Here is a 24,506-nt window from a genome sequence, read left to right on the forward strand (position 1 = left end):
ACGGCGGATCTTACTGAATAGTGCTTACTTTGACAAGTCAAAGGCAGCCGAATTCGGGCGCTATCGGGGGCTCGGGTCAGCGCGACCGCGTACGGCAAGATTCTTCGGCAGGCGGCGCATCACTTCCACCGCAGAAAGAGGTGCGGAATTATGACGATTGCGAAAAAAATTTCAACCTGCTTGTATGCGCTTTTTATCAGAGGGCTCTCCAATGGAATACCGCCAGCTCGGCCGAACCGATCTCAATGTCAGCGCCCTGTGCCTGGGCACCATGACCTGGGGCGAACAGAACGACGCCCCTGAGGCGTTTGCGCAGATTGATCGCGCCAAGGCCTACGGCATCAATTTCATCGACACTGCGGAGATGTACCCGGTCCCGCCGCGTGCCGAAACCTATAGCAAGACCGAACAGATCATCGGCGAATACTTCAAGCAGCGTGGCGACCGCGCCGACTGGATCCTGGCCAGCAAGATCGCCGGCCCCGGCAACGGCATCACCCATATCCGCGACGGCCAGCTCAAACACAACCGCCAGCACATCGTTGCTGCCTTGGACGCCAGCCTCAAGCGCCTGCAGACCGACTGGATCGACCTTTATCAGTTGCACTGGCCAGAGCGTCCGACCAATTTCTTCGGTCAGCTCGGCTACAACCATCAGGACAGCGACTTCACGCCCATCGAGGAAATTCTCGATGCCCTGGATGAGCAGGTCAAAGCCGGCAAGATCCGCCACATCGGCCTGTCCAACGAAACGCCATGGGGCACCATGAAATTCCTGCAAGCCGCAGAACGCCGCGGCATGTCCCGCGTGGTCTCCATCCAGAACCCCTACAACCTGCTCAACCGCAGCTTCGAAGTGGGCCTGGCGGAAGTGGCGATTCGTGAACAGTGCGGCCTGCTGGCCTACTCGCCCCTGGCGTTCGGCATGCTGTCCGGCAAATACGAAAACGGCGCTCGTCCGGAAAACGCCCGCCTGACCCTGTTCAGCCGCTTCGCCCGCTACAACAGCCCAGAAACCGTAGCAGCCTGCTCGCGCTATGTGGCCCTGGCCCGCGAACATGGCCTGGATCCAGCACAGATGGCCCTTGCGTTCGTCACCAGCCGCCCGTTCGTGACCAGCAACATCATCGGTGCCACCTCGTTGCAGCAACTGGAGTCAAACCTGGCGAGCAGCGAGCTGAAACTCAGCGATGCCGTGCTGGAAGGTATCGAGGTGATCCACAAGACCCAGCCGAATCCGGCGCCCTGACGGCGGTTGTTTTCCGGACGAGCGGTGGCAGTTGCCAGTGGTGGGCTGAAGCCCACCCTACGACTGACTCGTACCTCGCAAGCGCCAATTGAGTATCCATTGAGTAGGGTGGGCTTCAGCCCACCAAATCCGCAACACAGGTAACCCTGGCTAAAGAAGTTTCGGCCCCTTGGTATCGCGGCGCGATGCCAAGCGGTCGGCTAGGCGGGTTGGTTCAGGCAGCCGATAACCTTTATCCCAGCTCATCACCAGCTCCACGGCTCGATCCATGCTGACCCGGTGGCCCGGCGAGACGATCAGTGGCCGCACCTTGCGTTTGCTGCGCAGCATCCAAGCGATCTGTCGCCCCTGACGGTCGAGCAATTCGACCTTGTCGCCCCGCTCTTCCCCCAATTCTGCGTGATGGCCGGTAAGAATATTCTTCGCCACGCCGATGGTCGGCCGGCCGCTGACCACCCCAAGATGCGCTGCGATCCCCAGCCCCCGCGGGTGGGCGATGCCATGACCGTCGACCACGATCAGATCCGGCTCCTGCGGCAAGCCCGCCAGCGCCGTGATCAACGCCGGCAGTTCGCGAAAGGACAGCAGGCCCGGCACGTAAGGCATGCTGGTGGGAATGCGCGCCACGCACTCGGCAAGCGGCTGCAAGGTGTCGGCATCCAGCAATATCGCCGCAGCGCGAGTGATCTCACCGCCGTCCTCGAAGCCGACATCGACACCCGCCAGCAGCCGCAGCGGCGGGTAGTCATCCTCCAGACGAACCTGCTCGGCCAGTTGTTTCTGCAGGGTTCTCGCAGCAGCCGGCGTGCCATCCCAGTCGGCGAATGGCGAAGCGGCAAGTTCGGAAAAGGCAATCATGTCGACGGCTCCCTGGACGAAGATTACAAAACCAGACTGGACGCAGCCGGAATAAAAGAAGACGATTCAGCCACAGCCTGACGGCTTTACCATCAGCTGACCCAATCACTAGAACAAGAAAAACAGCCATGCCCAGCCTGCCCTCCACGCTCACTCGCGTGAGCATTCTCGCCACGCCCGGCGTATTTGCTTCGACCCTCATGCAAGCCAGAGATTTCTTTCATATGGCCGGCCTGCGCCACGGCAAACAGCAGGGACTGGGGTTGGTACCGACCTTCGAGGTTCGCCTGGTCAGTCCGGACGGCTTGCCAGTGCGCAGCTTCAGCGATGTGCAGCTACCCGTCGATGGCCCACTGGACGACAAGGCAGAGCTGATTATTCTGCCGGCATTCTGGGACGATTACGACGCGCTGTGCGAGCGTTACCCGCAGGTGTTCGACTGGCTGCGCGAACGTCATGCCGCGGGCGCCAGCCTGTGCGGGGAAGCTAACGGGGTATTCTGGATGGCGGCCAGCGGCCTGCTCGACGGCAAGGAAGCGACCACCTGCTGGCGCTTCTTCAGTGAGTTCACCACGCGTTTTCCGGCCGTGGTACTTAACCAGGACAAACACCTGACCGACGCCGACAATCTCTATTGCGTGGCTGGCCCGACCTCGGCCTGCGACCTGTATATCTACCTGATCGAACGCTTCTGCGGCACCAGCGTGGCACAGAGCGTAGCCCGCGACATCCTTTACGAGGTGCGCCGCAACTACACGCCAGGGCGCATCGGCTTCGGCGGCCAGAAGCAGCATCAGGATCCAAAGATCCTGCAGATCCAGCAATGGCTCGAAGATCACTTCGCCGAGCGCTTTCGTTTCGAAGACATGGCCCGCGATCACGGCATGAGCATCCGCAATTTCATGCGCCGCTTCCACGCCGCCACGGGTGACAAACCGCTGTATTACCTACAACGGCTGCGCATCGAAACGGCCAAGGGGCTGTTGTCCTCGTCACCGAAAAGCATCAAGACCATCAGCTACGAAATCGGTTACGACGACGCCAGCTTCTTCGCCCGACTGTTCCGACAGCACACGGGCCTGTCGCCGAACCATTATCGCCAGCAGTTCCAGCAACAGGCACAGCAGGCCAGCAGCACCTGAAACGAAAAGGCCGCGAGCCGTGCTTCTAGTCCAGAAGCGGGCTTGCGGCCTTTGGCATTGCAGTCAGCCGATCAGGGCTTGTGCGGGCGTGACAGGAACTCGTGGGACTGCATTTCCAGCAGACGGCTGAGGGTACGCTGGAACTCGAAGCTCAGCCGACCACCGGTGTAAAGATCCTTGAGCTCCACTTCGGCGGAGATGATCAGTTTGACGTTGCGGTCGTAGAACTCGTCCACCAGGTTGATGAAGCGGCGCGCCATGTCTTCCTTGGCTACGCTCATCTGCTCGACGTTGGAAAGGATCACCGAATGGAAGATCTTGCCCAGCTCGATGTAATCGTTCTGGCTACGCGGGCCGTCGCACAGCTCGCGGAAGTCGAACCAGCCCACGTCGCCACCCACACGCCGAGCGGTAATGGCGCGATTCTCGATCATCAGCGCTTCATTTTCCTGCACGCTGGCGTTTTCGTGCAGCAGGCTCTTGAAGCTTTTTTCCAGCCCTTGCTCAGCCGCCTCGTTCAACGGGAAGTGGAACAACTCGGCCTGCTCCAGCGCGCGCAGACGGTAGTCGATACCGCTGTCGACGTTGACGATCTCGGTGTGCACCTTGAGCAGCTCGATGGCCGGCAGGAAGCGAGCACGCTGCAGGCCGTCCTTGTAGAGACCGTCCGGAACGATGTTGGAGGTCGATACCAGGGTCACGCCGTTCTTGAACATTTCCTCAAGAAGGGTCGCCAGGATCATCGCGTCGGTGATGTCGGAAACGAAGAACTCGTCGAAGCAGATCACCCGGAACTGCTCGGAGAAGCGCTTGCCGATCACGGTCAGCGGGTTCTTGACGTCCTTGAGAGTGCGCATCTCTTCGTGCACGCGCTTCATGAAGCGGTGGAAGTGAGTACGTTCCTTTTCCTTGAACGGCAGTGCGTCGAAGAAGGTGTCGACCAGATAGGTCTTGCCGCGGCCGACGCCGCCCCAGAAGTACAGGCCCTTGACCGGGGTGACGGTCTTCTTGCCGAACAACTTGCCGAGCACGCCGGGCTTGCTGCGATCATCAGCGATCAGCTCGTCGTACAGACGCTGCAGGTGGCGCACGGCCTTTTCCTGAGCGGCATCGTGAAAGAAGTCCGGACGTTTGAGGTCGGCCTGGTAGCGTTCGAGCGGAGTCATAGTGCGTAAACCGGGCAAATGAAGCGGGGGCGACACTTTAACGACGCCCCCGAGGATTGGCAAATTGGCCCTATCAGCAGCGGGGCTATGGTCTCAGACCGCCCGACTGCTTATAGGTGTCAGGCTTCTTCCGGCGCCAGCGCTTCGCGCAAGCGCGCGACAGCAGCTTCGGCGGCTGCCGCATCGGCGAATGCGGGGCTTTCGCCGACCCGTTGCTCATCCAGCCACACGCCAAAGGTGTTGCCCTGCACGCGAATATCCAGCGGTTCGCCGGCCTGCAGGCGTTTGCTCACCTGGCCTGCCGCCTTGCCATCGGCGAAGGATGGCGACAGCAGCAGCTGCTCGCCGTCGGCATCCAGCAGACGGAAACGGAAGCTGCCGTCTTCGTCGCGGAAGCTGACGAAACGGGCGCGCTTGGCAGCCTTCTTCTTCACGCTCTCGCTACCTGCTGCCTGGCTACGGAACGAGCGCAGGCCAACCGCTTCGCGCAGCTCACCGAGGAACGGCGTCGCGGTACGCCGAGCCTTGGCGGCGCCAGCCAGCAGAATGTCCTCGAGGTCAGCCGGGCGGGCGATCAGCGTGTGGTAACGCTCGCGCGCTTCACCCAGCTCGGCATCCAGCAGCTCATAAAGCGCATGCTTGGCTTCGCCCCAGGCCAGCCCGCCGATCAGCGCGGCACGGAAGTCGGCCTGCTGGGTCGGTGCGGCAAAAGCTTGGTAGAGGGTGAACAGGTGAGAGTTGTCCGGATCTTTCGCCTCGCCGGGCAGCTTGGAGTCGGTGACGATGCGCGCCACGGCGTCCTTCAACTGCTTGGGGCTGGAGAACAGAGGAATGGTGTTGTCGTAGCTCTTCGACATCTTGCGGCCGTCGAGGCCCGGCAAAGTCGCCACGTCTTCCTCGATCACCGCCTCGGGCAGCTTGAACAGATCCTTGCCCTGGCCAAACAGGTGGTTGAAACGCTGGCCAATATCGCGGGCCATTTCCACGTGCTGGATCTGGTCACGACCGACCGGCACCTTCTGCGCATTGAACATCAGGATGTCCGCGGCCATCAGGATCGGGTAGCTGAACAGGCCCATGGTCACGCCCGCATCCGGGTCTTCACCGCTCTCGACGTTCTTGTCGACCGAGGCCTTGTAAGCGTGGGCACGATTGAGCAAGCCCTTGCCCGCGACGCAAGTCAGCAGCCAGCACAGCTCGGGGATTTCCGGGATATCGGACTGCCGATAGAACGTCGCCTTGTCGGTATCCAACCCCAGCGCCAGCCAGGTGGCCGCAATTTCCAGACGCGAACGCTGAATGCGCGCCGGGTCATCGCACTTGATCAGCGCGTGATAGTCGGCGAGGAAATAGAAGGAGTCCATATCGGCACTGCGGCTGGCAACGATGGCCGGGCGAATGGCGCCAGCGTAGTTACCCAGGTGCGGCGTGCCGGTGGTGGTGATACCGGTAAGGATACGAGTGGTCATGAAGATCGCTTAAATCAAAAGGGGAAGACGGCTGCGCCTCACAGACGCGGCAGCAGTAAATCTTTGAGATCAGTCAGCTTGCCGTGGAAGAAGTGTCCGCATTCTGCCACTTTCAACAGCTCGTGGGCACGCCCGAGGTTGGCTGACCAGTCGTAGACCAGCTGCGGCTCGACCACTTCGTCGGCATCCGGCTGGATCACCACCAGCGGGCAGCGCTCGGCAGGCGGATTGTCGGCGCCCAGGCGCATCACCGCCGGAGCGATCATGAACAGTTGCGCGGGCTCGATGCCCTGCTGTTCCAGGCGCGCGCCGAGGCTGGCGGCGACGAACCCTCCAAAGGAAAACCCGAGCAAGGTCAGCGGCAATTCGGGATAACGCGCGCGCAACCAGTGAGCGACAGCTTCAGCATCATCGACCTCACCCGTACCCATGTCATGGCTGCCAGCACTGGCACCGACACCGCGGTAGTTGAAACGCAGAGTATGAAAGCCCGCATCACGAGCGGTACGCTGCAACGTCGACACCACTTTGTTGAGCATGGTGCCGCCCTGCACGGGATTCGGGTGGCAGATCAGCGCGACACCGCGCGCTTCGGCCACCTCCAGGCAAAGGGCTTCCAGCTGGCCACTCGGGCCATCGATCATTACGGGGGTTTCGCGGATGAGCAACAGTGAACTCCGTGACCTCGAACAGGGTCGACTCGTCTAGCATTTATCCTGCGCACACCAGCACTTAGCGGTGTACAGCGCAGGTTCCAGCCGTTAACGTAAAGCAAAGCCGTTTAGAGAGGAAGGACTCGTGGAACAGACGCTCACCGCCTGGTTGCTACCGGCACTTACCCTGGTCGCTGGCATTGCCATCGGTTTCCTGATCGCTCGCGTGGCACCTCACGCTGCGCCCAGCCGCACCCAGCGCCAACTGGACGAAATGCAGGAACGTTTCGAGGCCTACCAAAGTGAAGTAGTCACCCACTTCACGACCACCGCTAATCTGGTAAAAAAACTGACCCAGAGTTACCACGATGTACAGGAGCACCTGTCCCACGGTGCCGATCGCCTGGCCCTCGACGAAGTGACCCGTCAACGCCTGCTCGCCACCCTGCATGCCGAGCCAAGCACCGAGAAGCGCGAACGCCTGACGCCGCCGCGCGACATGGAAATGCCCAAAGACTACGCACCTAAAACTGCCGACGTTCCCGGCATGCTCGACGAAGGTTACGGCCTGAAGAACCGCCACTAAGTGGCGGCGTGAGCACTCCGAACCCCGCCGCATGGCGGGGTTTTGCTTTACGATTCCGGATCGAGCTGAACAGGGAAGCGATTCGATGGCAGCAAACAGTTCACACCACCCTACCCGCCAGGCGCTGATGGATGCAGCCCGTCAGTTGCTGGACAGCGGCCGCGCCTTCAGCAGCCTCAGCCTGCGCGAAGTGACACGCGTCGCCGGTATCGTGCCGACCGGCTTCTACCGGCACTTCAAGGACATGGACGCCCTGGGCCTCGCCCTGGTGGCCGAAGTGGGCGAAACCTTCCGCATCACCCTGCGCCAGGTACGGCGCAACGAATTCGAGCTGGGCGGCATCATCGACGCCTCGGTGCAGATCTTTCTCAGCGCCGTGGAGCAGAACCGTGGCCAGTTCCTGTTTCTCGCCCGCGAGCAGTTTGGCGGCTCGCTGCCCGTGCGCCTGGCACTGGCCACCTTCCGTGAAGATATCGCCGCCGACCTGGCCAGCGACCTCAGCCTGATGCCCAAGCTGCAGCACCTCGATGAGCCGGCGCGCAGCATGCTGGCGGATCTGGTGGTGAAAACCGTGTTCGCCACCCTGCCGGAACTGATCGACGCGCAGTCTTCTTCTCTGCCCCTGCACAAGCGCCCTGAGACCAAGATGATCGAGCAATTGCGCTTCATCCTGATCGGTGCCAAACGCTGGCGTGGGCTGGGCCTGAGCGACTCTGCAGAAGACTGAACCGGCGCCTGCCGCGATTGGCTGAAAAAACATCAGCCCGCGGCAGGCCCCAGATCCATTGGCCTGCACCAGGCTACTCCCACTTTATCCACAGCTTGCTCCACAGCTGTCGTGGATAACCCTCCGCTCATCGCTAGATGGTTTTACTCAAGCAGCTGAAATCATTGAAGTATTTCTTGACTTCGAAAGCCTTTCGCTAGGCTTTTTCCAGCCGCCATGCAACTGATCAGATAATGATCATCGCGCTACAAGCCACGTCGCTCGTGCCCTGCAGACAGGCATGCTCATCTTATCCACAGCCCTGCCCACAGGAGTCGTGGACAATCTGACTCGCATCCAGGCGATGAATATAAGTCGCTGTTTTTAATCAAAAAATTGCCTGATCAAAAAAAGCGCTAAAGGCTACAGCCCAGGCGCGAGCGGCGCTACGTCGTGTTGCTCACACCTTCGAAACAGGCTTATCAACAGGCTTTGTGTGTAACTCTGCGGCAGCCAGGCTTTTTACACAGATGCAAAAAAGCCGCTGACGAAGCAGCGGCCTTTGCTGTACTCGGGATGCTTAGTCGACCAAGGTCAGCGCGCCTTTCATCAGCGCCGCGTGGCCTGGGAACGAGCAGAAGAACTGATAGCTTTGCGCTGCGTCCAGCTTGCTGACGTCGAAGGTCACCGAATCGGACTCGCCACCGCCGATCAGCTTGGTATGCGCGATCACACGCTCGTCGCCTTCCTTCAGGTAACCCTTGTCGACACCGGCTGCAATACCATCGGTGCTGACGCCCTGCACGTCAGCAGTTTTCGCCAGCACCAGGTTATGCCCCATCACATGCTTGGGTAGATTGCCGACGTGCTTGAGCTCGATGGTGAAGGTCTTGCAGCTCTTGCTGACCTCGATCTCCTTGGTATCGAAGGTCATCTGGTCGGTGGAGTGCACTTCCACCGAACACTCGGCAGCCAACAACGGGGCACTGGCGAGAACCAGCACGGAGGCGACGACAAACTTGCGAATCATGGGAGTCTCCTTGGCAGTAGATGGGTGCAGCGTGCCCTATCGGAGCGCGCTTGCCCATGACCTGAGGCAACAGACCGCAGCGTCATCCGTAAAACCTATCGACGCGATCCAGACAAACAAGCGGCCATGACGCAGGCGCAGGCCTACCCTGAGGCCATGTTCGAGAGGAGAAATGTCATGACACTGATGGAAAACCTGCAGCAGTGGTTTGCCGCTTATGCGCAGGGCGCGAGCGGTAGTTCCAGTTAAGCGTTTCTTTTGGATGACGTGAGCACGGGCAAATGACTGCATTCATTCTGCAAAACTGCGTCGGCCCCATCATTCGCCGCGGGGTCGCGGCTCCTACAGGGAATTGCGTATCCCGTAGGAGCGTCGCCCTCGGCGCGAAGGGGTTTGGCTAGCCTGCGATGATGCTCAGTGCCCACCTAAATAGGCGTTACGTACTTCCTGGTTGCCGAGCAGCTCCTGCCCTGTGCCGGTCATGCGGATTTCGCCGGTGACCATCACGTAGGCGCGGTCGCTGAGGCGCAGGGCGTGGTTGGCGTTCTGCTCGACCAGGAAGATGGTCATGCCGGTCTGCGCCAGCTCGCGCAGCGTGGCGAAGATCTGCTTGACCACGATGGGTGCCAACCCCAGCGACGGCTCGTCGAGCAGCAGTAGCTTGGGTCGGCTCATCAGCGCCCGGGCGATAGCCAACATCTGCTGCTCGCCACCGGACATCGTCATCGCCCGCTGATTGCGCCGCTCCTTGAGCCGTGGGAACAGCTCGAACATCCGCTGCATGTCCTCGGCGGCATGCTTGGTGCCGATGGGGATGGTGCCCATCAGCAGGTTCTCTTCGACGCTCATGTCAGGAAACACCCGGCGCCCTTCCGGGGACTGGGCGATGCCGTTGGAGGCCACGAAGTGGGTGCTCTTACGGGTTATGTCTTCTCCTTGATAGAGAATCTGCCCGCCACTGGCCCGCGGCTGGCCGAAGATCGACATCAGCAGCGTCGACTTGCCCGCACCGTTGGCGCCGATCAGGCTCACCGTCTCGCCTGGATTGATATGCAGGTTGACCTTCTTCAGCGCCTGGATCTGCCCGTAATGCACGTCGACGTCCTTGAACGCCAGAATCGGAGCCACGTTGATGTCGGTCATGCCACCTCCTCCTCGTCCGCACCGAGGTAGGCGGCGATCACTTTCGGGTCGTTCTTGATGGCGTCAGGGCCGCCCTGGGCGATGACCAGACCGTGGTCGAGCACGATGATGTGGTCGGAAATGCTCATCACCATGCCCATGTCGTGCTCAATCAGCAGCACGGTCAGGCCGTGTTCGTCGCGCAGCAGGCGGATGATCTTGCTCAGCGCGTGAGTTTCAGACGGGTTGAGGCCGGCGGCCGGTTCATCCAGGCAGATCAGCTCGGGGCCCGTGCACATGGCCCGGGCGATTTCCAGGCGGCGCTGCTGGCCGTAGGAGAGTTCGCCCGCTAGGTGGTTGGCGTGGTCGACCAGGTTGACCACCTCCAGCCAGTAGAACGCCGTATCCAGCAGCTTGCTTTCGGTGCGCCGGTAACCGGGGGTGTTGAGGATACCGGCGATCAGGCTGCGCTGGGCGAGCATGTGCTGGGCCACCAGCAGGTTCTCCAGCACGGTCATTTCCTTGAACAGGCGAATGTTCTGGAAGGTGCGTGCCAGGCCGGCGCGGTTGACCAGGTGGGTACCGCCGAACATCTTGTACCAGATCCGGGAGCCGAACTGCCGGGGCTTGATGAAATCGTCCGCGGCGAAGGGCTCGCCGAGGATGCGGATCACATCGGTCTGCTTGCTCTGCGCATTGAGCAGGATCTTGCCGCCAGTGGCCGAGTAGAAGCCGGTAAGGCAGTTGAATACCGTGGTCTTGCCGGCGCCATTGGGGCCGATCAGCGCCGAGATCGAGTTGCGTTTGATGGAGAAGTTGACGTCGTTGAGCGCCTTGATGCCACCGAAATGCATCATCAGGCTGTCGACCGAGAGGATGTTGTCGCTCATGGCGCGACTCCTTTACGCGGGGCGATGCCGATGCGGTTGATGCGGATCAGCCCACGAGGCCGCCAGATCATCATCACCACCATGAGAATGCCGAACAGCAGCACCCGATAGTCGGCGAAGCTGCGCAGCAGTTCCGGGGTGATGGTCAGCACGAAGGCGGCGATCACCACCCCAACCGTCGACCCCATGCCGCCGAGCACCACGATGGCGAGAATCAGCGCCGACTCGAAGAAGGTGAACGAGGTCGGGTTGACGAAGCCCTGATAGGTGGCGAAGAACACGCCGGCGATACCGGCGGTGGACGCCCCCAGGGTGAAGGCCGAGAGCTTGACCAGCACGTGATTCAAGCCCATGGAGCGACAGGCGATTTCATCCTCGCGCAGCGCTTCCCAGGCGCGGCCGACCGGCATGCGCGTGAGGCGATGCTTGACGTACAGCACCAGCAGCACGACCAGCACCAGCACCGCATAGATGAACAGGAACTTCATGTTGGGGTTGTAGGCCACGCCAAAGAACTCGTGGTACGGCACGCCGCCATCCTTGGCACGACGGGCGAACTCCAGACCGAAGAAGGTCGGAGCCGGCGCGCTCATGCCGTTGGGGCCGCCAGTGAGTTCCAGCCAGTTGGTCAGTACCAGGCGGATGATCTCGCCAAAACCCAGGGTGACGATGGCCAGGTAATCCCCGTGCATTCGCAACACCGGAAAGCCCAGTATCGTACCGGCGAAGGCCGCCATCAGCGCCGCCAGCGGCAGCATGCTCCAGAAGCCCAGGCCCAGGTACTCATAGCCCATGGTCAGGCCGTAGGCACCGATGGCGTAGAAGCCGACGAAGCCCAGATCGAGCAGCCCGGCGAGGCCGACCACGATGTTCAGGCCCAGGCCGAGCAGCACGTAGATCAGGCCGAGGATGATCACCGTCAGCAAGTACTTGTTGGCGAAGAACGGAAAGATGATCGCCAGCACGATCAGCGCCGGAATGATCCAGCGCATCCGCGACACGTAGCCCGGTGGCTGCACGCCGACACCACCGCCGGAGCGCTCGAAGCCCTCCAGCACCGTGCGCCCTTTGCCTGTCTGCAGGAACAGGCTGAGCAGCAGGCGGCCGACCATCACCGCGCCGACCATCCACGCCACGCGGTCGATCCGCATGTTGAAGTCATACCCCTGCAGCACTACGCCGACCACGGGGCCAAACACGATGAGCGCGATCAGGCCAGCCATCAGGCTGTCGATCAGGCTCTTTTTCACATCGATAGAAGAAGTCGTACTCACGGCTTACACCTTGGTTACCTGAGGACGGCCCAGCAGGCCCTGGGGACGGAAGATCAGGATCAGCACCAGCAGCGAGAAACTGAACACGTCCTTGTAATCGGAATTCACCATGCCGGAGAACTGCGCCTCGGCAACGCCGAGAATCAGCCCGCCGAGCATCGCACCAGGCAGCGAACCGATGCCGCCGAGCACCGCTGCGGTGAAGGCCTTGATGCCGATGATGAAGCCGGCGTAGAAGTCGAAAGTGCCGTAGTTGAGGGTGATCAGCACCCCCGCCAGCGCGCCCATGGAAGCGCCGATGACGAACACGTAGGAAATCACCCGGTCGGTATTGATGCCGAGGATCTGCGCCATCTTGCGATCCTGCTGAGTGGCGCGGCACATGCGCCCCAGGCGGGTGTTTTGGATGATGAAGGTCAGCGCCAGCATGCCGATGATGGCCGCCGCGATGATGAACAGTTTGGTGTAGGTGATCATCACGTAACCGTCACCCACGTGCAGACGCAACGCGCCTTCGAGCATGGTCGGAATACCCTGCTGCCGCGCGCCCTGGCTGAGCTGCACATAGTTCTGCAAGATCAGCGACATGCCGATGGCGCTGATCAGCGGCGCCAGCCGTGTGGAGTTGCGCAGCGGTTTGTAGGCGATGCGTTCGATGGCGAAGCCGTACACCCCGGTGACCACGATGGTGAAGACCAGCGTGCCGAGGATCACCAGCGGGAAGGAATGCACACCGAAGAAACCGAGTAGCGCGATGGCAATGGCCGCCAGGTAGGCGGAGACCATATACACCTCGCCGTGGGCGAAGTTGATCATGCCGATGATGCCGTAAACCATGGTGTAGCCAATGGCGATCAAGCCGTAGACCGAACCGAGGGTCAGGCCGTTGACCAGTTGCTGCAGGAAAATGCCGTCCATTGAAGAATCTCTGAGTCAGTGACGGAAAAAAGCGCGCAGCCGCCAGGCGACCGCAGCAGCCCCGGCAGGCCATGACCCACCGGGTTTGGAGTTTCGTTCACGATCGGCATGAGCCGTAGGATGGCGTTGAGCGAAGCGATACCCATCAGAAAAAGCGGTGCACCTTCATCGGATCGTTCCTCACGCTCTGCGTGGGAATACCTGGAAGGACGCTCTGCGTCCGAGATCGAACGCAGTAGCTCATTCCTATGGGCACTGAGCGCCCTTACCAAAATCGGTGGGCTGAAGCCCATCCTACGGCTCATGCGGATCCGGTAGGGTGGGCCGCTTCAGCCCACCTAATCGAATGCCGCCCTCGCCTGCCCTGAAGACCGTGAACTGGCTCTCTCTTAAAGCTGCTTGTATTTGCCGTCAGCGCCCCACTGATACATCACGTAGTCAGAGACTTTCAGGTCGCCCTTCTCGTCGAATTCCTTCTTGCCCATCACGGTGGCGACTGGGTTGGCCTTCAGCCACTCGGCGGCCTTGACGCCGTCGGTGCCCTTGATGCCGGTGAATGCGGCGGCAACCACTTGCATGGAGGCGTAGGAATACAGGGTGTAACCCTCTGGCTCGTAGCCGTTGGCGCGGAATTTCTCGAGCACTGACTTGCCATCAGGAATCAGACGCGGGTCGGCGCCGAAGGTCATCAGCACGCCATCGACGTATTGCGGGCCGCCAGCGGTGCCGACCAGTTCGTCGGTAACGATGCCGTCGCCGGAGACGAACTTGGCGGTCACGCCCTGCTCGCGCATCTGCCGAACCAGCGGGCCGGCCTCGGCATGCAGGCCACCGAAGTAGACGACCTCGGCACCGCTCGCGCGGATTTTGGTGACCAGAGCGTTGAAGTCCTTCTCGCCACGGGTCAGACCTTCGTACATCACTTCCTTCACGCCACGCTTGTTGAGCTGCGCGCGGGTAGCGTCGGCCAGGCCCTGGCCGTAGGTGTCCTTGTCGTGCACCACGGCGATCTTGGTAGCCTTGAGCTGATCGACGATGTAATCACCGGCGACGATGCCCTGCTGGTCGTCGCGGCCGCACATGCGCAGCATCGCGGACAGGCCGCGCTCAGTGACCTGCGGGTTGGTCGAAGCCGGAGTAATAGCAAGAATGCCCGCCTCGTCATACACCTCGGAAGCGGGCATGGTGGAGGACGAGCAGAAGTGCCCGATCACTGCGACCACCTTGTCCGAGTCGACCATGCGGTTGGCTACGGAAACGGCCTGCTTCGGCTCACAGGCATCGTCGCCCTTGACCAGCTTGATCTGCTCGCCATTGATGCCGCCCGCGGCGTTGATATCCGCCGCCGCCTGCTCGGCGCCACGCCACAGCTGATCACCGAAAGCCGCGTTGCCGCCGGTCATGGGGCCGCCCACACCTATAACGATATCGGCATGCGCAAGAGAGGAAAAACCCAATGCGCCGGTAACCGCTAGCGCCAGGAAAGCTTTCTGAAAAGACTTGTGAGGCATGGACGTGCTCCTGAGGAGTTTTAGGATTGGCCCTGCTGCAAGAGCAAGCCCTATGCCACTTCCACGTCCAACGGCCGAAGGTATAACTGAAATACGTGCTGGGAATGCTCAACGGCATAAGCGTGGATAGTCGTTCCAAAGAATGCGTCATTTTCGATTAAAAAGGCGCCACGATCGCTGCAGACTGCCACCAACTACGCACCTCAACCGAGCAAGGCATCGTCCAAGCTGGTGCAACAATCCGAAACACCGGGTTTATAAGTGCACGGTTGGTGAGCGCTAACTGGAATCGTGTTTGAGAGACCCGAGGGTGATTCCAGAGCGGTCGCCATACCGGTGAGGGTTGCGATGGGGAGAAGTCGTCCGTTGTAACCGGTAACAACGCGAAATCGCCCTGCACCGTTGCCGGGCAGGGCGATTTCATTTCGGTTCAGGCGGGGCTTATTGCGGCCACTTCATTTCGCCCTTGATGACCTTGGCGCTCAGCTCCAGCGATGACTCTTCCGCGAGATTCGGGTAGCGCTCGCGCATCGCTGCGATCAGCTGCGCCGAGTCTTTGGCCTTTTTTGCTTCTTGCTCGAAAGCCAACAGATAGTCGCGGGTATCGGTAATCGCTTGCGGCGAATCCGGCACGCTGCCATCGGCATTGTTCAGGTAATGGCCCGGTACCACCTTGGTCGGTTTCAGCGCAGTGATGGCGTCCAGGGTGCCCAGCCAGTCGCGGCGCGATTGCTCGGTCTGAGTATCGGCCAGCCACACATGGATATTGGCCGACACCGGAATGCCACCCACCACCGTCTTCAGCGACGGGATCCACACAAAGGTACGCTTGGGCTCCGGCCCACGAATCTCCAGCACCTGGCCGTCCACCGTCAGCTTCGGCTCGCTCAGCGCCTGCGGCACCACCAGAGCCTTCGGCGCGTTGTCCTTGAGGATCGGCCCCCAATGCGCCAGCTTGCCGTCCTTGTTCGCCTTGATGGCCGCCACGGTTTCGGCAGTGGCGACGATCTTCGCGTCCGGGAAGGCGCGGTGAATCACATCCAGGCCGAAGTAGTAATCCGGGTCACTGTGGCTGATATAGACAGTGGTGAGCTTCTTGCCCGTGGCACGCACCTTCTCGACCAGCGCCTGCGCATCGTTGCTCTGGAACTGCGCATCGATCAGCACCGCCTCGGTCGGCCCGGAAACGATCTGCGACGACACAGGGAAAATCGAGCGCTCGCCCGGGTTGTACAACTCCAGCTTCAACGGCTCGGCCGCCAATGTATGGCCAGCCATGGACAGCACGACACTACCGAACAACAAAGGGCGCAACAGACGCAGAGCACTCATGGCATAGCCTCGAAGAGAAAGATTCCGGGCCATCATAGGGTGACGAATTGATTCGAAATACGGCCTTATCTGCAATGCTTTGTTGCTCATACCGGAGCAAATTACAGCCCAGCGGGAGCACGCTCGCCTAATCTCATGCAACGCTCTGCGACCAAAAGCCATCAGCAGTTAGTGGCGCACCGCCAGTATTTCGCAGTAAGGTCGGCCATCGCCTCTCAAGGAAGAACCATGGCCAGCAAGAACGCGCCTGCCGCCCACCAAAAACACCTCGCCGTCCTGATTGACGCCGACGAGCCTCATAAATCTGGATATTAGGTCAACGGCATCAGCCTTGAATTCGGTAATAGCTTCGAATTGTCGTGCTGCGTAGGCTAAAACACGCCGAACCACTTAAAGATTAAAAAACATCAAACGCCTTCAATAAAAAAATCCAAAAGAGCATCATTAATGAAAAGCCTGTCACTACCAGTTTTATTCCTAGCATTGCTTTCCGGATGTACAACCGAGATAGCTAATGTACAAAAGCCACCTCAAGACCAAGGCATGCCACTACCGCGAGAAACTATTGCTGATGCTCAAAAAAATATAGCTGCTGTTGGTGAGGACATGATTACTGGAGGCAACCTTATACTTGCCCCGGCAAAAACCTCATTCTTAGTTGTTTCAATGGGAGCCTCCGCCACATCTGATATCACGCATAAGCTGAGCAAAATTTCTTTTACCTTATATCCCACAACTCTTCGTTCGGAAGGCATATCTGTAGACGGTCACTTCTTCCGTTACCCTGGAGTATTCAAAACATCTGACGGGAAGCTTGCCGAAGGTGGTCTGTTATCTAGTAGCGGCCGTGTAGATAAAGCCGACAAAATCTATTGGAAATGGCTCGAATCGAAGGGCACAACCTACTACACAGCTAGGCTAAATTCAGCGACGAACCTTAAGGCAGACAAAATTACAGAGGTAGTCTCAGGCGCTGAGCAGTATCCGGTTCGTAGCGAACTTATCTATTCTGGAATTCTTGACGGGAAAATTCGTTTCCTATACCGAGAGTTCACTGTAGCAGGAACGCTAAAACCCTCGTTCACTCAGGACGTGACATTAGACTATCTGCCAGGAACAGAGTACGGATTTAAAAAATCACGATTTATCATCCACAAAGCTGGCCCAGCCACTATTGAGTATACCTTGTTACATAGCCTGTAACTTCAAAAGAGGACAACACAAAAAACTCCAACAGCAAAACCTCGCGCAATATATTCAAGCAAGTAGGGTGGACAACACGAACCTTTCCGCAATTGAACTCAGCACAATATGTCAGACATACGCCAATCGCCCCTTCAGGAGGCCGAACGGAATCGTTGTGTAGAGGGTTGAGCGGCATGGATGCCGCGAGAGCCGCGATGGGCCAGGGATGGCCCTTCGCGGCGGGCCCTCGGAGCAATGATGGAGTGAGGGAAGTCGAGCGCAGCGAGACCCGGATGATGGGGCACAGCGTTTTTGCTTACTTTTTTGGCGTTTGAAAAAAGTGAGTCGCCGTAAGGGCGAAACCAAATAATCAGGCGACGAATAAGCGGCGCCGGAATGCAATCTAGACCGTAGACTGAATTGAGCTTAGCGATACACGGGACACCGCCACTCGGGTGTCGCTTCGCTCGACCCAGGCTACCCATTCGAGAGTGGGCTCCGCAAAATCACACGAACAACAAAGCCCGTAGCCTGGGTTGAGCGAAGCGATACCTAGGAGGCCGATTCACGGGTGTCGCTCCGCTCGACCCGGGCTACATTGAATGGTGTTTCTTCTGCAAGGGACTGCAGACAATGGTGCTTTACCGCCGCGACAAAACGCCTGGCGCTACCTGGTTTTTCACGGTCAATCTAGCTAAACGCGATAGCGATTTGCTAATTACCCATGTTGATTTGCTGCGCGCCAGCTTCACGCATGTGATGCGCCTGCATCCCTGGCGCATCGACGCCATCGTTATCCTCCCCGATCACTTGCATGCGCTCTGCACCTTGCCAACGGGCGATGCGGATTTCGCGGTGCGTTGGCGGCTGATTAAGAGCGGCTTTTCACGGGCCCTGTTACCGGGCGAGCGCCTATCATCCAGCCGGCAACGCAAGGGGGAGCGAGGTATCTGGCAGCAGCGGTTTTGGGAGCACCGGATTCGTGACGACGAGGACTTTGCCCGGCATGTCGATTACATCCATCACAATCCGCGCAAGCATGGGCATGTGGAGCGGGTGGTGGATTGGCCGTGGTCGTAGTTTCATCGTTATGTGGCGGCGGGGTTGTTATCGGCGGATTGGGCGGGGGATGGTAATGACGAGATGTTTACCGGGGAAGGATTGTAGGGCGGCGTGGAGATTCCCGGGTGTCGCTTCGCTCGACGCCGGGCTACGGGGTAGCGCGTAGCCTGCGGTTGAGCGTAGCGATACCCAGGAATTGCCGACGCAATTATCGCCACTAATGAAAAGGCCGATCTCTCGACCGGCCTTTCATCTATCTCACATCCCCTCAGCTATTACTCGGAAACGCAAACTGCGCGGCCTCGTGGGTCTTGCGCTGTGGCCAGCGCTGGGTGATGGATTTGCGGCGGGTGTAGAAGCGCACACCGTCAGGGCCATAGGCATGCAGGTCGCCGAATAGGGAGCGCTTCCAGCCGCCGAAGCTATGGTAGGCCACCGGTACCGGCAGGGGTACGTTGACGCCGACCATGCCGACTTCGATCTCGTCGCAGAACAGCCGCGCGGCTTCGCCGTCGCGGGTGAAGATGCAGGTGCCGTTGCCATACTCGTGATCGTTGATCAGTTGCATGGCCGCTTCCAGGCTGTCGACGCGGACGATGCACAGCACCGGGCCGAAGATCTCGTCGGTGTAGATGATCATGTCCGCCGTCACCCGGTCGAACAGGGTGCCGCCGAGGAAGAAGCCGTTTTCGTTGCCGGACACGCTCAGGCCACGGCCATCCACCACCAGCTCGGCACCCGCCTGCACGCCGGCGTCGATATAGCCGGTGACCTTGTCCTTCGCCGCGGCGGTGACCAGCGGGCCCATGTCGAGGCCGCACTGGGTGCCGGCGCCGATCTTCAGGGCCTTGATCTGCGGAACGATCTTGTCGACCAGCGCATCGGCGATCTGGTCGCCCACGCACACGGCCACGGAGATGGCCATGCAGCGTTCGCCGCAGGAACCGTAGGCGGCGCCCATCAGTGCGCTGACGGCGTTATCCAGGTCGGCATCGGGCATCAGCACCGCGTGGTTCTTGGCGCCGCCCAGGGCCTGCACGCGTTTGCCGCGCTTGCTGCCTTCGGCGTAGATGTACTCGGCGATCGGCGTGGAGCCGACGAAGCTCAGGGCCTTGACCTCCGGCGCCTGGATCAATGCATCCACTGCGGTCTTGTCGCCGTGCACGACGTTGAGCACGCCTTTGGGCAGGCCGGCTTCGTGCAGCAACTGGGCGATGTAAAGGGTAGAACTGGGGTCGCGCTCGGAGGGTTTGAGGATGAAGCAGTTGCCGCAGACGATGGCCAGCGGATACATCCACAGCGGCACCATGGCCGGGAAGTTGAACGGGGTGATGCCAGCGACCACGCCCACCGGCTGGAAGTCGCTCCAGGCGTCGATGTTGGGGCCGACGTTGCGGGTGTATTCACCCTTGAGAATTTCCGGCGCAGAGCAGGCGTATTCGACGTTTTCGATACCGCGCTTGAGTTCGCCGGCCGCGTCTTCGACGGTCTTGCCGTGCTCTTCGCTGATCAGTTTGGCGATCGCGTCCTCGTGCTGCTCAAGCAGTTGCTTGAAGCGGAACATGACCTGAGCGCGCTTGGCCGGCGGCGTGTTGCGCCAGACCGGGAACGCCTCCTTGGCGGAGTCGATGGCCTGCTGCACGGTGGCCACATCGGCCAGGGCGACGCGGCGTACCGCTTCACCAGTGGCGGGGTTGAAAACCTCGGCGCTGCGGCCGCCCTGGCCGTCGGTGAGTTCGCCGTGGATCAGGTGCTGGATGGTGGTCATGAAAATTCCTCGTTATGCGTATCTGTGCAGGAGCGGCGTGACACTTGGCTTAGCCGGCTAGCTCCTGCATGAATGGTTTCAATGCGCTTTGATTTCGGTTTCGACGAGGATCACTTCATGGTCGCTGGCATTGATCACGTTGTGTTCCACCCCCGCCTTGCGGAAGTAGCTCTGCCCGGCCACCAGCGGGGCGTGCTTGTCGCCTTCCGGGGTTTCCAGCAGCAGCGTGCCGTCGGTCATGGGCACCACCACGTAATCGTAACCATGCCGGTGGCTACCGGTTTCGCTACCCGGCGCGAACCGCCATTCGGTGACGATCACCTCGTCGTTATCCACCTGCACGGTGGCTACCGCCTGCTGTCGGACAGCCATCAGTCGATCCTTTGCAGGACATCGCCCACGGCGCTGAACACGCGGTCGAGGTCTTCGATCTTGGCGTTGAACATCGGCCCGAACTGCAGGCCGTCGCCGCCGAAGCGTACGTAGAAGCCGGCTTTCCAAAGTGCCACACCGGCCTCGAAGGGACGGATCGACGGGTCGCCATCACGGGGCGCCAGCTGGATCGCGCCAGCGAGGCCGCAGTTGCGGATGTCGACGATGTGCTTGGCGCCCTTGAGACCATGGATGGCGTTCTCGAATTTCGGCGCCAGCTCGGCGGACTGCTGCACCAGGTTCTCGCGCTTGAGCAGCTCCAGCGAAGCCAGGCCGGCAGCGCAGGCGACCGGGTGGGCGGAGTAGGTGTAGCCGTGGGTAAATTCGATCATGTGCTCGGGCGTCGGCTGGCCCATGAACGTCTGGTAGATCTCCCGCGTGGCGATCACCGCGCCCATGGGCACGGCGCCGTTGGTGATCTGCTTGGCGACGTTGACGATGTCCGGGGTGACGCCGAAGTACTCAGCGCCCGTCCATTTGCCCATGCGCCCGAACGCGGTGATCACTTCGTCGAAGATCAGCAGGATGTTGTGCTGGGTGCAGATCTCGCGCAGGCGCTGCAGATAACCGGCAGGCGGCACGAGGACGCCGGCCGAGCCGGACATCGGCTCGACGATCACCGCGGCAATGTTGGAGGCGTCATGCAGCTCGATCAGCTTGAGCATCTCGTTGGCCAGTTCGACGCCGCCAGTCTCGGCCGCACCCTTGGTGAAGGCCATGCCCGGCTGCAGGGTATGCGGCAGGTGATCCACATCCATCAACTGGCCGTACATCTTGCGGTTGCCACCAATGCCGCCGAGCGCGGTGCCGGCGATGTTGACGCCGTGGTAACCACGGGCGCGGCCGATCATGCGGGTCTTGCTGGCCTGGCCCTTCAGGCGCCAGTAGGCCTTGGCCATCTTCACGGCGGTATCGGCGCACTCGGAGCCGGAGCCGGTGAAGAATACGTGGTTGAGGTCGCCCGGCATCAGGTCGGCGACTTCCTCGGCCAGCTTGAACGACAGCGGGTGGGCGTACTGAAAACCCGGCGAGTAATCGAGGGTGCCGAGCTGCTTGGCCACGGCCTCCTGAATCTCCTTGCGGCAGTGACCGGCGCCGCAAGTCCACAGGCCGGACAGGCTGTCGTAGACCTTGCGACCGGAGTCGTCGGTCAGCCAGGAGCCTTCGGCGCTGACGATGATCCGCGGGTCGCGCTGAAAGCTGCGGTTGGCGGAAAACGGCATCCAGTGGGCGTCCAACTTGAGCTGGCTGGCCAGGGGCGGCGTGGCGGTCTGCGGCATGTTCATGGCGATGGCCTCGGCAGTGGCGGCGTGATCGGGAGTAACGTGGGAGCGGCTTTAGCCGCGAGAATCGACAGCAATCGCGGCTGAAGCCGCTCCCACAAGTAAGTGCATCAGTTGCCAGCAAAGGTGCCACGGGCATAGAGTCAGTAAAACAGCACTCTTCTTATCTTCAGTTCAAGGCTTACTAAACAATGAGTGCCCGACGCCCCGAACCTCTCGCCCAGGTCAGCGATTTCGATATCCGCCTGCTCAAGCTGTTTCGCAGCGTGGTCGAGTGTGGCGGTTTTTCCGCTGCGGAGAGCGCGCTGGGCATCGGCCGCTCGGCGATCAGCCAGCAGATGAGCGACCTGGAGCAGCGCCTCGGCCTGCGCCTGTGCCAGCGCGGCCGTGCTGGCTTCGCCCTGACCGAAGAAGGGCGCGAGGTCTACCAGTCGACCCAGCAGTTGCTGGCCGCGCTGGAGAGCTTTCGCACCGAGGTCAACGGCCTGCACCAGCACCTGCGCGGCGAGCTGAATATCGGCCTGACCGACAACCTAGTGACGGTGCCGCACATGCGCATCACCGGCGCCCTCGCCCGCCTCAAGGATCGCGGCCCGGACGTGCGCGTGCATATCCGCATGACGCCGCCCAGCGAGGTCGAACAGGGCGTGCTCGACGGGCGCCTGCACGTGGGCGTGGTGCCGATGGTGGGCGGCCTTTCCGGCCTCGATTACCAACCGCTGTACGACGAGCGCTCGCTGCTCTACTGCGCCGTCGGCCACCCGCTGTTCTATGTGGATGACAAGGAACTGCCGGACGAACGCCTCAATGCACAGGACGCCATCGCCCCGACCTTTCGCCTGCCGCCGGACATCCAGAATCACTACCAGGCCCTGAACTGCACGGCCAGCGCCTCGGACCGCGAAGGCATGGCCTTTCTGATCCTCACCGGGCGCTATATCGGCTACCTGCCGGATCACTATGCTGCCGCCTGGATCAAGGAAGGCCGCCTGCGTGCACTGAAAGCCGACACGCGCTTCTACGACCTCAACCTCGCCTCGGTGACGCGCAAGGGCCGCCGCCCGCACCTGGTGCTGGAGACTTTTCTCGATGAGCTGGCGGCGAGCGCGTGAGAGGTCGTTTTTGAACAGTTAGATGTGCGTTTGAATTGGCTGCTACAAGGCGAAAGCGGCCGTTCGCGTAACTTGTAGGAGGGGCTTTAGCCGCGAGCTCTTTACGCCTAGCTAGACAAAATCGAGGCTAAAGCCTCTCCCACAAAAGCACTCAACAAACGGCTGCTATCGCAACCACCCTGCCATGCAGCGCTTACTCGATCTTCTCGTAGCTGCCGCCACATTTGACGAAGCAGTTCTTGTAGACCTCCGAGCAGATTCGGTAGTCAGGCCCGTCGATTGCCGTGGGCTTCGGGCACAGCGTTTTGAGATTGGGATCTTCGGTGGAATGCAGGCAGTTCTGGTAGCTCTGGTTCTGGCTGTCATAGATGACTTTGAAGCCTTGGTAGGACTCATCCTCACTGCGCTCACAGGCCCGCTGCGTTTCGTTGCACTGCTGGACGCAGGCCTGGCCTTCGGCAGTTTGCGGCGGCACTTCGCGGTACTGGGTACAACCGCCCAGCAGTGTCAGCAGAGCAAATACGGGTAAAAACAGATGGCGAGACAACACGGGTTGCAGGATCCTTCGGCAACGGTTCAGGCAGGCAACCTAAACATTCCAGACGTATCAGAGAAGCTGATGGGCTCTGCTGTGATGGCCTTCGCAAAGGTTGGTTCCTTCTTCGCCGGCCAATCGCTAGCGACATACTCGGTAACAGGCTGTCGACAATCCATGAGGCTGGGCGTCTAGTCTCAAGCCATTGTCTCTTCGATCAGCCAACGGAGCACGTCATGCCCAATCGTCGCCATTTCCTGCAGGGCAGCGCTGCCCTGATGACCCTCGCGGCCGGTAGCCAGTTGTTGCCGGGCTTCGCTTTCGCTGTGAATCCGGCCCCGCTGCTGCAACGCAAGATTCCGTCGAGTGGCGAGGCGCTGCCGGTGATCGGCCTGGGCACGTCGCAAACCTTCAATGTGAGCCTCGACGATGCCAGCCTGAAACCGCTGGACGAGGTAGTGCGAGCTTTCATCAATGGCGGCGCCACGCTGATCGATACCGCGCCCAGCTACGGCGCTGCCGAGGCGGTGACCGGCGAGCTGCTCAGGCGCACCAAAACCCAGGGCAAGGCATTTCTCGCCTCCAAACTGTCGAGCACCGGCCGCGAGCGCGGCCTGGCGCAGTTCGAGGCGAGCCTCAAGGCCCTGCAGACCGACAAGATGGATTTGCTGCAGGTGCACAACCTGCAGGACACCACCACGCAGTTGGCGTTGGCCCGTGAGCTGCGCGAGCAGGGCAAGGTGCGCTACATCGGTATCACCCATTACATCGAGTCGGCCCAAGACGACCTGCTCGAGGTGCTGGCCAAGGAGAAGGTCGACTTCGTCCAACTCAACTATTCGGTGGCCGAGCGCAATGCCGAGAAACGCCTGCTGCCTTACTGCGCCGAGCACGGCATCGCCACGCTGATCAACCGCCCGTTCCAGCGGGCGCAATTGCTCAGCCGGGTCAAAGGCAAATCGCTGCCGGAGTGGGCCACCGAAATCGACGCGACTTCTTGGGCGCAGTTGCTGCTCAAGTTCATCCTCGCCAACGAAGCGGTTACCGCAGTGATTCCGGCCACCTCGAACCCGCGCTACGTGGTCGACAACCTCAAGGCCGGCCAGGGTCGACTACCCAATACCGAGCTGCGTGAGCGCATCGTCCAGGCCTTCAGTTGAGCGAATACCTTGGCCGGCAGTGAGACCGGCCAGATATTTTCGGCGGCAAGCGCTTGTCACGTC

22 protein-coding genes and 1 pseudogene are annotated in these 24,506 nt (G+C 60.7%); 8 read left to right on the forward strand and 15 right to left on the reverse strand.

What is annotated here, in order from left to right:
* Nucleotides 1-211: 211 nt before the first annotated feature.
* Nucleotides 212-1,249: an NADP(H)-dependent aldo-keto reductase gene (locus ACZ0AI_RS13130; RefSeq protein WP_463562286.1), complete on the forward strand. Its 1,038-nt coding sequence runs from the start codon at nt 212-214 to the stop codon at nt 1,247-1,249.
* Between the two features lie 150 nt (nt 1,250-1,399).
* On the opposite strand, the gene nfi is transcribed toward ACZ0AI_RS13130, so the two are convergent.
* Nucleotides 1,400-2,107: a deoxyribonuclease V gene (gene nfi / locus ACZ0AI_RS13135; RefSeq protein ID WP_463562287.1), complete on the reverse strand. Its 708-nt coding sequence runs from the start codon at nt 2,105-2,107 to the stop codon at nt 1,400-1,402.
* A 224-nt stretch (nt 2,108-2,331) separates the two neighbouring features.
* Between nfi and ACZ0AI_RS13140 the strand changes: the two genes are divergently transcribed.
* Complete coding sequence (locus tag ACZ0AI_RS13140; protein WP_463565937.1) at nt 2,332-3,249, forward strand: GlxA family transcriptional regulator; 918 nt, start codon at nt 2,332-2,334, stop codon at nt 3,247-3,249.
* A 71-nt stretch (nt 3,250-3,320) separates the two neighbouring features.
* On the opposite strand, the gene zapE is transcribed toward ACZ0AI_RS13140, so the two are convergent.
* The 3 genes from zapE to ACZ0AI_RS13155 form a co-directional block, all read right to left on the reverse strand.
* On the reverse strand, nt 3,321-4,415 hold the full coding sequence (gene zapE / locus ACZ0AI_RS13145) for a cell division protein ZapE (RefSeq protein WP_463562288.1): 1,095 nt from the start codon (nt 4,413-4,415) through the stop codon (nt 3,321-3,323).
* A 119-nt stretch (nt 4,416-4,534) separates the two neighbouring features.
* A complete protein-coding gene (locus tag ACZ0AI_RS13150; protein ID WP_463562289.1) occupies nt 4,535-5,884 on the reverse strand; it encodes a tryptophan--tRNA ligase in 1,350 nt (449 codons plus the stop codon).
* A 38-nt stretch (nt 5,885-5,922) separates the two neighbouring features.
* Nucleotides 5,923-6,552, reverse strand: a complete 630-nt coding sequence (locus ACZ0AI_RS13155; protein WP_463562290.1) for an alpha/beta hydrolase — start codon at nt 6,550-6,552, stop codon at nt 5,923-5,925.
* A gap of 130 nt (nt 6,553-6,682) precedes the next feature.
* Between ACZ0AI_RS13155 and ACZ0AI_RS13160 the strand changes: the two genes are divergently transcribed.
* Together ACZ0AI_RS13160 and ACZ0AI_RS13165 are read left to right on the forward strand one after the other, a co-directional pair.
* Nucleotides 6,683-7,123: a Z-ring associated ZapG family protein gene (locus tag ACZ0AI_RS13160; protein ID WP_463562291.1), complete on the forward strand. Its 441-nt coding sequence runs from the start codon at nt 6,683-6,685 to the stop codon at nt 7,121-7,123.
* 85 nt (nt 7,124-7,208) lie between these two features.
* Nucleotides 7,209-7,850, forward strand: a complete 642-nt coding sequence (locus ACZ0AI_RS13165; RefSeq protein ID WP_225838376.1) for a TetR family transcriptional regulator — start codon at nt 7,209-7,211, stop codon at nt 7,848-7,850.
* Between the two features lie 559 nt (nt 7,851-8,409).
* Here the strand turns inward: ACZ0AI_RS13165 and azu are convergent.
* The 7 genes from azu to ACZ0AI_RS13200 all read right to left on the reverse strand — a co-directional run bounded on the left by azu (nt 8,410) and on the right by ACZ0AI_RS13200 (nt 15,906).
* Nucleotides 8,410-8,859, reverse strand: coding sequence for an azurin (gene azu, locus ACZ0AI_RS13170; RefSeq protein ID WP_463562292.1), 450 nt, complete (start codon nt 8,857-8,859; stop codon nt 8,410-8,412).
* A 414-nt stretch (nt 8,860-9,273) separates the two neighbouring features.
* Nucleotides 9,274-10,002, reverse strand: a complete 729-nt coding sequence (locus ACZ0AI_RS13175; RefSeq protein ID WP_463562293.1) for an ABC transporter ATP-binding protein — start codon at nt 10,000-10,002, stop codon at nt 9,274-9,276.
* The gene (locus tag ACZ0AI_RS13180) at nt 9,999-10,871 is read right to left on the reverse strand and encodes an ABC transporter ATP-binding protein (protein ID WP_463562294.1); all 873 of its coding nucleotides are present in this window, start codon (nt 10,869-10,871) and stop codon (nt 9,999-10,001) included. Before ACZ0AI_RS13180 ends, ACZ0AI_RS13175 begins: the two co-directional genes overlap by 4 nt.
* Nucleotides 10,868-12,145: a high-affinity branched-chain amino acid ABC transporter permease LivM gene (gene livM, locus ACZ0AI_RS13185; RefSeq protein ID WP_082045906.1), complete on the reverse strand. Its 1,278-nt coding sequence runs from the start codon at nt 12,143-12,145 to the stop codon at nt 10,868-10,870. Before livM ends, ACZ0AI_RS13180 begins: the two co-directional genes overlap by 4 nt.
* A 3-nt stretch (nt 12,146-12,148) precedes the next feature.
* Nucleotides 12,149-13,063: an ABC transporter permease subunit gene (locus ACZ0AI_RS13190; RefSeq protein WP_042556336.1), complete on the reverse strand. Its 915-nt coding sequence runs from the start codon at nt 13,061-13,063 to the stop codon at nt 12,149-12,151.
* 389 nt (nt 13,064-13,452) lie between these two features.
* A complete protein-coding gene (locus ACZ0AI_RS13195; RefSeq protein ID WP_463562295.1) occupies nt 13,453-14,574 on the reverse strand; it encodes a branched-chain amino acid ABC transporter substrate-binding protein in 1,122 nt (373 codons plus the stop codon).
* A 441-nt stretch (nt 14,575-15,015) separates the two neighbouring features.
* Complete coding sequence (locus ACZ0AI_RS13200) at nt 15,016-15,906, reverse strand: MBL fold metallo-hydrolase (protein ID WP_463562296.1); 891 nt, start codon at nt 15,904-15,906, stop codon at nt 15,016-15,018.
* 447 nt (nt 15,907-16,353) lie between these two features.
* Between ACZ0AI_RS13200 and ACZ0AI_RS13205 the strand changes: the two genes are divergently transcribed.
* A complete protein-coding gene (locus tag ACZ0AI_RS13205; RefSeq protein ID WP_463562297.1) occupies nt 16,354-17,109 on the forward strand; it encodes a hypothetical protein in 756 nt (251 codons plus the stop codon).
* Nucleotides 17,110-17,724: 615 nt separating this feature from the next.
* Nucleotides 17,725-18,168 (forward strand): annotated as a pseudogene (locus tag ACZ0AI_RS13210) (REP-associated tyrosine transposase); the annotation flags it as partial.
* Between the two features lie 253 nt (nt 18,169-18,421).
* Here ACZ0AI_RS13210 and ACZ0AI_RS13215 read toward each other — a convergent pair.
* The 3 genes from ACZ0AI_RS13215 to aptA all read right to left on the reverse strand — a co-directional run bounded on the left by ACZ0AI_RS13215 (nt 18,422) and on the right by aptA (nt 21,639).
* Nucleotides 18,422-19,921, reverse strand: a complete 1,500-nt coding sequence (locus ACZ0AI_RS13215; protein WP_463562298.1) for a CoA-acylating methylmalonate-semialdehyde dehydrogenase — start codon at nt 19,919-19,921, stop codon at nt 18,422-18,424.
* Between the two features lie 78 nt (nt 19,922-19,999).
* Nucleotides 20,000-20,293 (reverse strand): cupin domain-containing protein, encoded by a 294-nt coding sequence (locus tag ACZ0AI_RS13220; RefSeq protein WP_463562299.1) that lies wholly within the window; start codon nt 20,291-20,293, stop codon nt 20,000-20,002.
* Nucleotides 20,293-21,639, reverse strand: coding sequence for an omega-aminotransferase AptA (gene aptA / locus ACZ0AI_RS13225; protein WP_463562300.1), 1,347 nt, complete (start codon nt 21,637-21,639; stop codon nt 20,293-20,295). Before aptA ends, ACZ0AI_RS13220 begins: the two co-directional genes overlap by 1 nt.
* A gap of 188 nt (nt 21,640-21,827) precedes the next feature.
* Here aptA and ACZ0AI_RS13230 point away from each other — a divergent pair, with 188 nt between their 5' ends.
* Complete coding sequence (locus tag ACZ0AI_RS13230) at nt 21,828-22,748, forward strand: LysR family transcriptional regulator (RefSeq protein WP_463562301.1); 921 nt, start codon at nt 21,828-21,830, stop codon at nt 22,746-22,748.
* Nucleotides 22,749-22,941: 193 nt separating this feature from the next.
* On the opposite strand, the gene ACZ0AI_RS13235 is transcribed toward ACZ0AI_RS13230, so the two are convergent.
* A complete protein-coding gene (locus ACZ0AI_RS13235) occupies nt 22,942-23,298 on the reverse strand; it encodes a hypothetical protein (protein WP_463562302.1) in 357 nt (118 codons plus the stop codon).
* 221 nt (nt 23,299-23,519) lie between these two features.
* Here ACZ0AI_RS13235 and ACZ0AI_RS13240 point away from each other — a divergent pair, with 221 nt between their 5' ends.
* A complete protein-coding gene (locus ACZ0AI_RS13240; protein WP_463562303.1) occupies nt 23,520-24,443 on the forward strand; it encodes an aldo/keto reductase in 924 nt (307 codons plus the stop codon).
* Nucleotides 24,444-24,506 lie beyond the last annotated feature (63 nt).

The sequence above is a fragment of the Pseudomonas sp. AC355 genome, from assembly GCF_979258205.1.